Source organism: Vibrio ostreae (assembly GCF_019226825.1).
In the GTDB taxonomy this organism is placed as follows: domain Bacteria; phylum Pseudomonadota; class Gammaproteobacteria; order Enterobacterales; family Vibrionaceae; genus Vibrio; species Vibrio ostreae.
In genome coordinates, this window is the sequence record NZ_CP076642.1 from 38,372 (window position 1) to 50,581 (window position 12,210).

The 12,210-nt window shown below is 50.7% G+C and carries 12 protein-coding genes; 5 read left to right on the top strand and 7 right to left on the bottom strand.

What is annotated here, in order from left to right:
• The 3 genes from garL to KNV97_RS00195 all read left to right on the top strand — a co-directional run bounded on the left by garL (position 1) and on the right by KNV97_RS00195 (position 2,882).
• Positions 1-771 (top strand): 2-dehydro-3-deoxyglucarate aldolase, encoded by a 771-nt coding sequence (gene garL / locus KNV97_RS00185; protein WP_218561786.1) that lies wholly within the window; start codon positions 1-3, stop codon positions 769-771.
• Between the two features lie 21 nt (positions 772-792).
• Complete coding sequence (garR, locus tag KNV97_RS00190; protein WP_136487369.1) at positions 793-1,677, top strand: 2-hydroxy-3-oxopropionate reductase; 885 nt, start codon at positions 793-795, stop codon at positions 1,675-1,677.
• A gap of 62 nt (positions 1,678-1,739) precedes the next feature.
• Positions 1,740-2,882, top strand: coding sequence for a glycerate kinase (locus KNV97_RS00195; protein WP_136487368.1), 1,143 nt, complete (start codon positions 1,740-1,742; stop codon positions 2,880-2,882).
• A 4-nt stretch (positions 2,883-2,886) separates the two neighbouring features.
• Here the strand turns inward: KNV97_RS00195 and KNV97_RS00200 are convergent, their stop codons facing one another.
• Positions 2,887-3,987: a sugar diacid recognition domain-containing protein gene (locus tag KNV97_RS00200; RefSeq protein ID WP_168797054.1), complete on the bottom strand. Its 1,101-nt coding sequence runs from the start codon at positions 3,985-3,987 to the stop codon at positions 2,887-2,889.
• Between the two features lie 278 nt (positions 3,988-4,265).
• Between KNV97_RS00200 and KNV97_RS00205 the strand changes: the two genes are divergently transcribed.
• The gene (locus KNV97_RS00205) at positions 4,266-5,171 is read left to right on the top strand and encodes a DUF6279 family lipoprotein (RefSeq protein WP_218561810.1); all 906 of its coding nucleotides are present in this window, start codon (positions 4,266-4,268) and stop codon (positions 5,169-5,171) included.
• On the opposite strand, the gene KNV97_RS00210 is transcribed toward KNV97_RS00205, so the two are convergent.
• Positions 5,150-6,481 (bottom strand): basic amino acid/polyamine antiporter, encoded by a 1,332-nt coding sequence (locus KNV97_RS00210; RefSeq protein WP_218561811.1) that lies wholly within the window; start codon positions 6,479-6,481, stop codon positions 5,150-5,152. The two genes, KNV97_RS00205 and KNV97_RS00210, sit on opposite strands and share 22 nt — an antisense overlap.
• Positions 6,482-6,493: 12 nt before the next feature.
• Positions 6,494-7,405 (bottom strand): homocysteine S-methyltransferase family protein, encoded by a 912-nt coding sequence (locus tag KNV97_RS00215; RefSeq protein WP_206208439.1) that lies wholly within the window; start codon positions 7,403-7,405, stop codon positions 6,494-6,496.
• A gap of 437 nt (positions 7,406-7,842) precedes the next feature.
• Here KNV97_RS00215 and KNV97_RS00220 point away from each other — a divergent pair, with 437 nt between their 5' ends.
• The gene (locus tag KNV97_RS00220; protein WP_218561791.1) at positions 7,843-8,085 is read left to right on the top strand and encodes a CG2 omega domain protein; all 243 of its coding nucleotides are present in this window, start codon (positions 7,843-7,845) and stop codon (positions 8,083-8,085) included.
• A gap of 88 nt (positions 8,086-8,173) precedes the next feature.
• On the opposite strand, the gene KNV97_RS00225 is transcribed toward KNV97_RS00220, so the two are convergent.
• The 4 genes from KNV97_RS00225 to zwf form a co-directional block, all read right to left on the bottom strand.
• The gene (locus KNV97_RS00225; RefSeq protein ID WP_168797053.1) at positions 8,174-8,311 is read right to left on the bottom strand and encodes a hypothetical protein; all 138 of its coding nucleotides are present in this window, start codon (positions 8,309-8,311) and stop codon (positions 8,174-8,176) included.
• A 119-nt stretch (positions 8,312-8,430) separates the two neighbouring features.
• The gene (gene gnd, locus KNV97_RS00230) at positions 8,431-9,879 is read right to left on the bottom strand and encodes a decarboxylating NADP(+)-dependent phosphogluconate dehydrogenase (RefSeq protein ID WP_218561792.1); all 1,449 of its coding nucleotides are present in this window, start codon (positions 9,877-9,879) and stop codon (positions 8,431-8,433) included.
• A gap of 11 nt (positions 9,880-9,890) precedes the next feature.
• On the bottom strand, positions 9,891-10,607 hold the full coding sequence (pgl, locus tag KNV97_RS00235) for a 6-phosphogluconolactonase (RefSeq protein ID WP_136486952.1): 717 nt from the start codon (positions 10,605-10,607) through the stop codon (positions 9,891-9,893).
• On the bottom strand, positions 10,604-12,106 hold the full coding sequence (zwf, locus tag KNV97_RS00240; RefSeq protein WP_168797043.1) for a glucose-6-phosphate dehydrogenase: 1,503 nt from the start codon (positions 12,104-12,106) through the stop codon (positions 10,604-10,606). The genes pgl and zwf overlap by 4 nt, the downstream gene beginning before the upstream one ends.
• Positions 12,107-12,210: the final 104 nt, after the last annotated feature.

Genomic DNA, 12,210 nt, shown 5'->3' on the forward strand with positions numbered 1-12,210 from the left:
ATGAACGAAAACACTTACCCGAATCATTTTAAGCGTGCGCTGCTGAATCAGGAGCAAAGAATCGGTTGCTGGAGTGCCCTGGCAAGTCCCATCACCACGGAAATCCTTGGCCTGGCCGGTTTTGACTGGGTTTTGCTCGATGGTGAACATGCACCGAATGACATTCAGACTTTCATCCCGCAGTTAATGGCACTCAAGGACAGTCGCAGTGTGCCTGTTGTTCGCCCGCCAGTGAACGATCCGGTTGTTATTAAGCGTTTACTGGATATCGGTTTTTACAATCTTATCGTCCCGTTTGTGGAAACACAGCAACAAGCGGAACTTGCGGTGGCGGCGACGCGCTATCCGCCACAGGGCATTCGCGGCGTTTCGGTCGGACACCGCAGTAATGGCTACGGTACAACCACCAATTATTTTCAGGATATCAACGACAACATTGCTGTGGTGGTGCAGATCGAGAGCCAGTTAGCGTTGGATAACCTCGACAGTATTCTCAGTGTTGAGGGAATTGACGGGGTCTTTGTCGGACCGAGCGATTTGGCGGCCGCACTGGGGCATTTGGGCAATGCTAACCATCCGGACGTGCAGGGTGCCATTCGTATGGTGTTTGAAAAAGGTCATGCGAAAGGCAAAACCATCGGCATTCTGGCTCCGGTGTATGAAGACGCGCAGCGTTACCTCGAATGGGGTGCCAACTTAGTGGCGGTGGGGAGTGATTTAGGCGCATTCAAAGCAGCGACACAGGCACTGTGTCAGAAATTTATTAAGTAAATCAAGGCAAGAGGAAGTGTTATGAAAATCGGATTTATTGGCCTCGGCATTATGGGTAAACCTATGAGCAAAAACCTGCTTAAAGCGGGTTACTCTCTGGTGGTACTGGATCGCAATCAGGAATCAGTGAATGAGCTGGTCAATGCTGGTGCAGAATCGGCCACATCACCAAAAGCGGTTGCACAGCAGTGTGATGTGGTAATCACCATGTTGCCGAACTCACCGCACGTCAAAGAAGTTGCCTTGGGTGAGCATGGCCTAATTGAAGGCGCGCATGCCGGACTGACCCTGATAGACATGAGCTCCATTGCTCCGTTGGCAAGCCAGGAGATCGCCAGAGTGCTGGCCGAGCAGGGTGTGAGCATGCTGGATGCACCGGTCAGCGGCGGGGAGCCGAAGGCGATTGACGGCACCTTGTCCGTCATGGTCGGCGGTGACAAGGGTTTGTTTGAACAGTATTACGATGTGATGAAATCCATGGCAGGATCTGTGGTGCATACCGGTGATATCGGTGCTGGCAACGTCACTAAGTTGGCTAACCAGGTGATTGTTGCGCTCAATATCGCTGCGATGTCTGAGGCTTTGGTTCTGGCAACCAAAGCAGGTGTGAACCCTGAACTGGTTTATCAAGCTATTCGTGGCGGCTTGGCCGGCAGTACCGTACTGGATGCCAAGGCGCCTATGGTACTGAATCGTAATTTTGAACCTGGGTTTCGCATTGACCTGCATATTAAAGATTTAGCTAACGCGCTGGATACTTCGCACGGAGTTGGGGCACAATTGCCGCTTACCGCACAAGTAATGGAGATGATGCAGGCATTGAAAGCGGATGACCTGGCATCAAAAGATCATTGTGCTTTAGCGTTGCATTACGAAAAACTGGCTAAGGTTACGGTAGCGAGCTAAATAAAATGCAGCAGGTTGTGACAACCTGCTGCTTCATAATTTCTATCAAGTGGTGCTTATTGATGAAAATTGTTATCGCCCCTGATTCATACAAAGAAAGTTTAAGCGCGATTGAAGTCGCAGAAGCGATTGAAACGGGATTCCGACAGGTTTTTCCGGATTGGCAGTATGTGAAGTGTCCGACCGCGGATGGAGGAGAAGGGTCCGTGGAAGCATTAGTCGATGCCTCCGGTGGCGAACGGGTCACGGTGAATGTGGTCGGGCCACTCGGTGAACAACATGATGCTTTTTATGGTGTCTCCGGAGATAAGAGAACCGCATTTATTGAAATGGCGGCGGCCAGCGGTATTGAACTGATTCCGAGCGCAAAACGTGACCCGCTGGTCGCGACCAGTTACGGAACCGGCCAATTGATCGAGCATGCCTTGAATCAGGGTATCCGTCATTTGATCCTCTGTATTGGCGGCAGCGCGACCAACGATGCAGGCTGTGGCATGCTGCAGGCATTGGGGGTGTCGTTCACCGATGCCAGCGGAATCGAGTTGCCGTTTGGCGGTGCTGCGTTACAGGAGCTGGCTCATATCGATGTCAGCGCGCTGGATTCCCGCCTCAAAGAATGTCTGATAGAAGTGGCCTGTGATGTCAGTAATCCGCTGACCGGAAGTAATGGCGCTTCACATGTGTACGGCCCGCAAAAGGGGGCAACTGTGCAAATGGTCGAGCAACTGGATGCGGCATTGACCCGCTTCGCGGTAATTGTCGAGCAAGATCTGCAGCGTAAAGTGAGTGACATTCCGGGTGCAGGGGCTGCGGGCGGGATGGGAGCCGCGTTTTACGCGTTTCTCGATGCAGAGCTCAAGCCAGGTATCGAGATCATGACTCGAGCGGTCGGGCTGGAGGAGCTGATTAAAGAAGCGGATCTGGTGATTACCGGAGAAGGGCGCCTCGACAGTCAGAGTGTGAATGGCAAAGTACCGGTTGGTGTTGCCAGTATTGCCAAACGTTATGATCTCCCTGTTATCGCCATTGTCGGTGCGTTGGGGGATGATATCGAGGCCGTGTACTCCCACGGAATTGATGCTGCCTTTGACTCCGTCTACAAGGTGACGACCTTTGAGGAGATTGTTGCTCAGGCAAAATTCAACGTGATTCGCAGCGCACACAATATTGCTGCTGCCCTGAAAGTCGGGCAACAGCTCTGCTAATACTCTATAAAATCAAACTAAAATACAGGCAACACATGTCATTGTAGTGGTGCAAATTGATGTTACAGATCTCTTCCACCCTTTTTATGCGATAACGCAGCGTGTTAGGGTGAACATATAATTTTGCAGACGTTTTTTTGATATCACAGTTATTTTCAAACCAACACAACACAGTATTGATCAGTGTCGGATCGTGGAGTTCAAGCTGTTGTGCATGAGTGGCTAGCTTATTTCGTTGCCAGTGAGATAAGCAGCCCTCAAACAGTGCCGGCAGCTCGTATTCGTGGTAAGGGTAGAACTGCTGCTTCGGATTGAGACGTTGCCCGCATTTCATCACCGCCATCGCGCTTTCAAACGCAAACGGCAGTTCCTTAGGTTGGCTGTAAACCGCGCCCAGAGAGCACTGAAACGGTACCTTCAGCGACTCACTCAAATAGCTGCGGATACTTTGCCAGTCATCAATCGCTTTGCCATCCTCGCGTTCCGATTCGGAGACATTCAGCAGCACTACGCTCGACTTATAAGAGTATTCGGCTTTCAGTCGCTTACGTGACCAGTTGTTGAGTACTTTGACCACCTCTTTTTGCGCCTCTGAACTGTCCACTTCAATCACACACATCGCATGGTGGTTGAAGATGTCGACTTTGAGCTGAGCGGCCATATTGGTGATGTGTTCCAGCGAGGAACTTCGGTCAATGCATTCCAGTAGCAGTTCTTCAAGCTTACGTTCACTCCAGCGGGTCATCTCCATCATCGAGGTGTATTCGACCACCATTTCAGCCGCCATTTTTACCATTTCGCCAAACGGACGCACTTCCACCAAGGGGCCGGAAATACCAATGACGCCAATCGCTGCGTTGTTATACACAATCGGTAAGTTGACGCCCGGCTTAACATTGGGGAACTCTGGCAGCATGGTTTCGGAGATTTCGATAGGTTTGAGTTCCGTCAGGGCGAGAACGGCTCCGCCGTGTTTTTGATAGCGCCGCGCCGGATTAGTGGAGGCAATGATGATGCCGGTCTCGTCCATGACATTCAGCGGATACTTGATGATTTTCTGCGCGCGATCGACGATACGCTGCGCTAATTGCTCGTGTAACTGCATAGGTTCACTTTTTATTGGTAGCGTTTGTTCAGACAAGCAGCCATGTTGATACATGGTCTAATTTTGGAGTGCCTGACCAGACTAACCGAAGTAAAAACGGTTTAATGAGATCCAACTCCCAAGCTCAAAAAACCAACAATCCTGCCGTATAATAAATAGATTATGTTGTTAAGTTAAAAGAATTTTCTGAAGCAGAATGTCGCGAGGAATACGCTAAAAGTCGCATAAGCTTCGAACGCAGTCTATGGTTACTGACAGAGCGAGAAAGGACGTGCCCGATGGTAAGATGGATAGCAATAATCATCACTGCGCTGGTGCTGACCGGTTGCGGTGCCAAGTTTGTCTACAACAATATTGATTGGTTTGTGATTGATTATGTTGAAGATTACGTGGAATTGAACTCGACGCAGAAAGCATTGCTGAGCGATAAAATTGCCTCGTTCAGTACCTGGCAACAACAGGAAGAGATGCCACGTTACCTGCATCAGTTAGAGCAGCTGTCCTTACTGCAACCGGATCAATTTAGCCCACGGCAACTCGACTTGCACCGAACGGAGGTGCAGCAGCATTATCAGCGCTTGGTAATGCATCTCCTGCCGGATGCGTATCTGTTGGCTAATACTCTGAGCGATGCTCAGATTGAGCAATTTATGCAGGGATTAACTGAGCGCCAGCAAGAGTTTGCCGAAAAGTATCGTGACACGACTCAAAGTCAGGCTCGCGTACGTTATCGGGAACGGATAACAGACAATCTGGAGGAGTGGTTTGGCAGCCTTAGCGCTCAGCAAGAGGACGTGGTTTCGCAGTGGGTAAACGAGATGAAAGTGACCACGGCAGACTGGGTTGCCTTTCACAGCCGCCTGCGGCGCGAGTTAACTCATTTGTTTACACTGCGACACAATGAAGCTTTGTTCAGCGCGCAGTTACAGGCGTTATTGTTTGCTCCCGAGCAGTTCTACAGTCCGGTTCTGCGTGCTAAATTTCAATACAATCAAGCCATTTCCGATAAGTATCTGGTTGAGATTGTACGCTTGGCGTCAGATAAGCAAATTGCCTATTTTCGAGGGGAGATTAACGACTGGCAACAGTTGGTGCAGGAACTCAGCGCGGATGTTGGCACTAGTGTGCGACAGCCCCCTGATGAGCAGGGGGTGTCAGCAGATCATGTGGCCGATGCCAGTTGACGATGTTTACGACGGCTGTAGTAAAACACCATCAGACCCGGAATATAGAGCAGGGTGGATAAGACCAGAGCGTTGAGGCCCGCGGCGTAAATCAGCCACAAACCATACAGGCTGGCGCCGAGACCAATGGCTTTGATGTTCCAACTTGCGGCTTGTCCGAAGGCGATTTTGACCAGATAAGCACCCACCAGGAAGTAAGGTATCAGGATCATCGAAGTCGAGATAAGTACCAGAGTGTTATAACTCTCCCCGGTCCACATGATCAGCACCAGGCATAACTGGACTGTCACGCTGGTTAGCGTTAGCGAGGCCGGTGATGTGCCTTGTTCGTTCTGTCTGGCAAAAAAGCGCGGGAAAGCGCCATGCTGTGCAGCAGTGCACGGCACCTCTGCTGAGTACATGATCCAGCTCAGGTAAGAGGCCAGAACTGATACGATAAGTCCGAGACTGATTACCCACTGGCCAAGGCTACCACTCATGTGTGCCATCAACCCGGCCATGGATGGATTATTCAGGGCGGCGACATCTGCCCGGCTCATTACGCCCAGAGATAGCAGAGTAATGGACACATACAGAATCAGCGCAAATATCACACCCAGACAGGTCGCTTTACCGATATCATTGCGACGTTTGGCACGCACCGATAATACGATTGCCCCTTCAATGCCGGTGAACACCCATAGCGTAATGAGCATGGTGCCTTTTACCTGCTCAATGAACGGGGTTTGTAAGCTTTGACCCGCACGGTCGAAGTTAAACGTTGCCGGCTCAAATGCCCAGTAGGCGAGGACAATAAACACAATCAGTGGCAGACATTTTGCCAGGGTTGCCAGCAGGTTGATGAAGGCTGCCTGTTTGATACCGCGCAGCACCAGATAGTGTACCGCCCACAGGATAAGCGATTCGCCGATAAATGCGGGCAGGGTGTTTCCGTCGCCAAAAATGACCGATTGTGGTGTATCGACAAAGGCGCCAATGGCGGCAAAGGCAACCACCAGGTAACCGACCACGCCAATTGTGGCACACAGCCAGTAGCCCCAGGCGGATAAAAAGCCTGCAGTGTCGCCAAAGCCTGTGCGGGCGTAGGTATAGATACCCCCATCCAGTTCAGGCTTAAGACGGGACAAATGTAAAAAACAGCCGGCCAGCAGTAAGATGCCTACGCCAGTAATAAGCCAGCCTGTGAGAATGGCATCCACACCAGCGACTTCTGCCATATTTTGTGGCAGGCTGAAAATACCGGCGCCGACCATGGAGCTGAACACCAGAGCAGTCAGCGTGGTCAGGCCGATTTTTTGCGGTTGTTGCATCACTCGCTCCGATTAAGCGAAGTGCTGATGCAGCGCAGCAATATGCTCCGGACCGATACCGCAGCAGCCGCCAATCAGGCTGGCGCCTTGTTGTTGCCACTTCTCTGCCCACAGTAGGTAGGCTGGCGGTGTCAGGTCGGCACGCAGTTCATCCAGGCCATCGTTGGCGGTCGCGTCTTTTGGCTGAGGAGGAAATGCGTTGGCATACGCACCAAGCTGAACTTGCTGTGCCCCTGCTGTGTCCAGGCAACGCTTGGCGATGGTCAGGGCTTCCTGAATCACTTCAGGCTGGCAGCAGTTAAACAAGATGGCGCTAACGTTAAGAGCCAGCATCGCATTGATGGCATCTTCAACCAATTCGCCTGAGCGCAGGCGCGGTACATCAGTCGGCTCTGAATCTTCTAGTGTAAATGATACCCACAGCGGTTTGTGTTCGCTATCTAGTTTGTCGAGCAGTGCTTTGACCGCCACTGGTTCGGCAATCAGGCTTTGGGTTTCACACAGCCAAAAATCAACATTATCTTTCAGTCCTTCGATCAAAGGTGTAGCGATCTCTGCGACCCGATCGGCCTGATACAGATCAGCGCGGTAAGAACCAAACAGCGGTGGCAGTGAGCCGGCGACCCGGGCGGTGTTACCTTCCAGGGCTACAGCCTGACGAGCCACTTCACCGGCGCGGTGAGCGAGTAACTGAGCTTCACGCTTGAAGCGTTCCTCACCGATATGAAAAGGAACTAAGGCATAACTGTTGGTCGTAATGACCTGAGAGCCACTCTGAATAAATGCGCAATGAACATCACGGACAATGTCAGGAGCTTCGATCATCGCCAGTGCTGACCATTCGGGCTGACGGAACGGCGCGCCACGTTTTTCTAATTCACGACCCATTCCACCATCGAGAACACTGACTGTATGATTTGACATAAATAAACCCTCTGTTGTTGTTTTGGATGTTTAAGCGCAAAGACGTTTAGACGTCTATAAACTAAAGGTTATTGAGATAACATTCAACTCAAAACCCGATTGTAATCGTAAATTGATGTTCAGATGCTGAAGTTTTGTTCGTTGTTGCTGACGGAGTGACAACAATGAAAAACGCACCCGCGGGTGCGTGTTTAAGCGCAATGTTTAAACGGTGCCGTAAAGTGGACCTGAGAATAATGAAGCCCGTCAGCAATGTGATGGACTGAAGTCATCTTTCTAGTGTCGGATCTGTGCATTCAGACGCACGGTGTTATGCCATATTATAAGTGGCCTGTATAGAGCGAGTCATTTTACTGTCAGGCTTGGTGTCTGCTATTGAGGTCAGCGCCGGACAATAGTTAAATGCGCAGCTTAGTAAACTGACAAGGATAACTAGAATGAAACGTACAGGAATTGTTCTGGCCTTACTGATGGCTTGCAGCGGCGCACAGGCCGGGATCAGCATCGGCGATAAGTTAGATATTTCGACTGACTGTATGTCCGTTGAGGCTGGTGGCATAAAAGTGGGTGGCGGCGATTGTGATACTCATAAGCATAAAGCCAAAGGCGGTAAAAAGGATAATCATAGCTTTAATGGACACAACAACCCGGGTAAAGGCCATAACAAGAAGCATAAATAAGAAAAGCACCGCAGGGTGCTTTTCTTATTTATGCCTTCAGCCTGTTCCGCCGTGCTAAATCGAAACGAGAGTCTCTTTTTCAGCGGGATTAGCATCCACCTTGTTGCTGGGCGTGTTTTACCATCGCCAGGCGCAGAGCTTTCTGCTCAGATGAACACTCATTTCCGTTATGTGTTTCATGTTCCGCTTCCTGTGGAACAAATACATAGTCTTTATAAAATGTCATCGTGGTTTCTCTGTAACTGAATTCAGACAAAAAATAGAGGATGTTAACTAAGTTAACATCCTCCCTGATGCTTAATTTTCAGGCGTAGAAGAGGGGGGTGAATTCCCCCTCAACACGTCTTATACGTCGTATGTTGTTGACGCTGTGTCACCACCGGTACCTGTCCAGTTGGTGTGGAAGAACTCACCGCGTGCACGGTCAGTACGCTCATAAGTGTGCGCACCGAAGTAGTCACGTTGTGCCTGCAGCAGGTTCGCTGGCAGACGAGCCGTGGTGTAGCCATCCAGGAACGTCAGCGCTGAAGTAGTACATGGCATCGGGATACCTGCTTCCAGCGATTTCGCTGCCACTTTACGCCATGCGGCCAGACTGCCGGTCAGGATGTTTTTGAAGTAGTCATCTGAGCCCAGGAAAGCCAGTTCAGCGTTGTTTTCGTAAGCGTCACGGATGTTGCCCAGGAACGCAGAGCGGATGATACAACCGCCACGCCACATCAGAGCGACGTTACCGTAGTTCAGATCCCAGCCGTTTTCGTTTGACGCTTCACGCATCAGCATAAAGCCTTGTGCGTAAGAGATGATTTTTGAAGCCAGCAGAGCCTGACGCAGTGCATCCACCCACTCTTGCTTGTCGCCTTCCACCGGCGTGATGGTTTTGCCGAACAGCTTCTCGGCTTCAACACGTTGGTCTTTCAGGGCAGACAGGCAACGAGAGAACACAGACTCAGAGATCAGAGTCAGTGGAATGCCCAGGTCCAGTGCGTTGATACCGGTCCATTTACCGGTACCTTTCTGGCCCGCGGTGTCGAGGATTTTTTCAACCAGTGCTTCGCCGTCTTCGTCTTTGTAGCCCAGGATGTCAGCCGTGATTTCCACCAGGTAGCTGTTCAGCTCAGTTTTGTTCCAGTCAGTAAATACGGCCTGCATTTCATCTGCAGACATGCCCAGACCATCTTTCATGAACTGGTATGCTTCAGTGATCAGCTGCATGTCGCCGTATTCGATGCCGTTGTGTACCATTTTCACGAAATGGCCAGCACCGTCGTTGCCAACCCAGTCACAGCAAGGCTCACCCGCATCAGTTTTTGCAGAGATGCCCTGGAAGATAGGCTTAACCGCTTCCCATGCTTCCGGCGCGCCGCCAGGCATGATAGAAGGTCCGAAACGTGCGCCTTCTTCACCACCGGATACACCCGTACCGATGAAGTGGATGCCTTTTTCACGCAGAGCCGCAACGCGACGGTTGGTGTCAGGGTAGTTGGTGTTACCGCCATCGATGATGATGTCGCCTTTGTCCAGCAGAGGAACCAGTTGGTCGATGAATGCATCAACCACAGCGCCAGCGCGAACCATCAGCATCACTTTACGTGGCGCTTCCAGTTTGTCGACCAGCTCTTGCAGGGTGTAAGCACCTACAATGTTGGTGCCTTTCGCCGGGCCTTGCAGGAATTCGTCGACTTTCGCCGCAGTACGGTTATGTGCCACCACTTTAAAGCCGTGGTCGTTCATGTTCAGGATAAGGTTCTGGCCCATGACTGCCAGGCCAATTACACCAATATCGCCTTTCATTTTTCTCTCCTTCACGCAATCTTCGCTGCTGCGTCTAAATCTAAAAACCACTCTGTTTCACCAGCCGAAGACTGGATTTTCGCTGCTGGATACGGCAGATCTTCAGCAGGAGTGGTGTGAATTTCATAAACGATCTCGGCCTTACCAGCGCCAAGAACAAGGTAACTAATACGTTTTGCTGCTTCCAGTACCTTCGCGGTTTTAGACACACGAAGCTGGCCTGATTCAGGGTGAGAGGCGACGACAGACAAGTTCTCATCATCGTAGTTGGTTTTACCCGGGAACAGAGAAGCAGTGTGGCCGTCAGCGCCGACACCCAGCAGGATCCAGTCAAAGACAGGCGTCCCATTGTCTGATGGAATCACGTCAGCCATTTCTTGAGCAAAGCGTTCAGCTTCTGCCTGAGGCTCGTTTTCACCCAAAATACGGTGAATGTTACCAGCCGGGATGTCGATTTGGCTGAACAGCAGAGTGTTCGCTTCACCGTAGTTGCTTTCTGCATCATCCGGCGCTACGCAGCGCTCATCACCCCACCAGAAGTGCAGGTTTTGCCACTGAATAGAGCTTACGTATGGCTCAGAAGCCAACAGTTTGAACAGCATTTTTGGTGTGCTGCCGCCAGACAGAGAAATGTGTACCGGGCGGCCCAGCTCGCTGAATGACTTCATATCATTCGCGAGTGATTCCACAACGGCATCCGCGGTTGGCAGAATTTTGTGATTGATCATAGTTCGCAATAGTCCGTATTGGTCAGATTTTTACAAGGGAAGCGCCATTCACGGCCATCATTGCTCAGCAGGTCATCGGATTCTTTAGGTCCCCATGTACCGCAGGCGTAGCCGTACAGAGATTGAGGATCTTGTTTGAAGTCCAGAATTGGCTGAACAAATCGCCAGCACGCTTCCACGGCATCCGTGCGCGCAAATAGTGTCGCATCACCGTTCAGTGCATCCAGAAGCAGGCGCTCGTATGCTGTCAGCATTTTGGTCTCTTCCAGAGAGGCATAGTGGAAGTTCATTGACACTTCTTTTGCCTTAAAGCCTGCGCCCGGCTCTTTCAGACCGAAGCTCATCAGAATGCCTTCGTCAGGCTGAATACGGATGATGAGCTTGTTCTCTGGCGCATTTTGACCAAACACTGGGTGCGGCGTACGCTTAAAGTGGATAACCACTTCAGTCACGCGGGTTGGCAGGCGTTTACCACTGCGCACGTAGAATGGTACGCCATTCCAACGCCAGTTGTTGATAAACATCTTCAGTGCCATATAGGTTTCGGTACGTGAATCTTCAGCCACGCCCGGTTCGTCGCGGTAGCCCGGAAGGAATTTGCCACGAACTTCAGATTCGGTGTACTGACCCAATACCAGGTTGTTACGCAAGTCGTCATCGGAGAGCGGTTGCAGGCTCTGCAGGACTTTATTCACTTCGTTACGAATGGAATTGGCGTTGATAGCCGCCGGCGGCTCCATACCCACCATGGCCAGAACTTGCAGCAGGTGGTTCTGGAACATGTCGCGCACTGCGCCTGAACCATCGTAATAACCACCGCGGCCTTCTACGCCCAGGAACTCCGCACCGGTAATTTCAACGTAATCGATGAAGTTACGGTTCCAAAGTGGTTCAAACATACCGTTAGCAAAACGGAAAACCAGTAGGTTTTGCACGGTTTCTTTGCCCAAATAGTGGTCAATGCGGTAAATCTGATGTTCTTTGAAGTGGTTATGGATTTCGATATCCAGCTCTTGAGCGGATTTAAGGTCGTAACCGAACGGTTTCTCAATGATCAGGCGTTTCCAGCCATTGGATTCATCGTTCAGACCCTGAGAGGCAAGACACGCAGGGATCACACCGTAAAGACTTGGCGGCGTCGCGAGATAGAAGAGTGTATTGCGTTCAGTCTGGTTGTATTTATCAGCCAGTTGGTCAAGGCGGGTGGTCAGTTTTGAGTAATCATCCTGGTCGGATGTATTAATAGCTTGATAGTGAAGGTGTTCACAGAAGGCATCAAGGATTTCAGGTTCTGTTTTCTCCAGTTCCTGAAGCGAGCGTTTCAGCTTCTCGCGGTATGATTCATCACTGTATTCAGTACGGCTCACGCCCAAAATAGCAAAGGACTCAGGCAATTGCTTGCTTGCATACAGATGATACAGAGCAGGAACCAACTTACGGTAAGTTAAGTCGCCCGAAGCACCAAAAATCACGATGCTGCTGTTTTCAGGTATTACCATCATCTTTCCCTTAAAAACGAGGTAGTTAGCATGCGCCAACCCTAGCAGCGCAATACACAAATAGAAAGAAGGTGATGCCTATATTGTCGATAGGCAAAACCGAT

What these genes read in the sequence shown, in the direction of transcription:
- KNV97_RS00210 (WP_218561811.1), bottom strand. Translation starts at nt 6,481, where the DNA reads ATGCAACAACCGCAAAAAATCGGCCTGACCACGCTGACTGCTCTGGTG.
- KNV97_RS00205 (WP_218561810.1), top strand. Translation starts at nt 4,266, where the DNA reads ATGGTAAGATGGATAGCAATAATCATCACTGCGCTGGTGCTGACCGGT.
- garL (WP_218561786.1), top strand. Translation starts at nt 1, where the DNA reads ATGAACGAAAACACTTACCCGAATCATTTTAAGCGTGCGCTGCTGAAT.
- KNV97_RS00195 (WP_136487368.1), top strand. Translation starts at nt 1,740, where the DNA reads ATGAAAATTGTTATCGCCCCTGATTCATACAAAGAAAGTTTAAGCGCG.
- KNV97_RS00220 (WP_218561791.1), top strand. Translation starts at nt 7,843, where the DNA reads ATGAAACGTACAGGAATTGTTCTGGCCTTACTGATGGCTTGCAGCGGC.
- zwf (WP_168797043.1), bottom strand. Translation starts at nt 12,106, where the DNA reads ATGGTAATACCTGAAAACAGCAGCATCGTGATTTTTGGTGCTTCGGGC.
- KNV97_RS00200 (WP_168797054.1), bottom strand. Translation starts at nt 3,987, where the DNA reads ATGCAGTTACACGAGCAATTAGCGCAGCGTATCGTCGATCGCGCGCAG.
- gnd (WP_218561792.1), bottom strand. Translation starts at nt 9,879, where the DNA reads ATGAAAGGCGATATTGGTGTAATTGGCCTGGCAGTCATGGGCCAGAAC.
- garR (WP_136487369.1), top strand. Translation starts at nt 793, where the DNA reads ATGAAAATCGGATTTATTGGCCTCGGCATTATGGGTAAACCTATGAGC.
- KNV97_RS00225 (WP_168797053.1), bottom strand. Translation starts at nt 8,311, where the DNA reads ATGACATTTTATAAAGACTATGTATTTGTTCCACAGGAAGCGGAACAT.
- pgl (WP_136486952.1), bottom strand. Translation starts at nt 10,607, where the DNA reads ATGATCAATCACAAAATTCTGCCAACCGCGGATGCCGTTGTGGAATCA.
- KNV97_RS00215 (WP_206208439.1), bottom strand. Translation starts at nt 7,405, where the DNA reads ATGTCAAATCATACAGTCAGTGTTCTCGATGGTGGAATGGGTCGTGAA.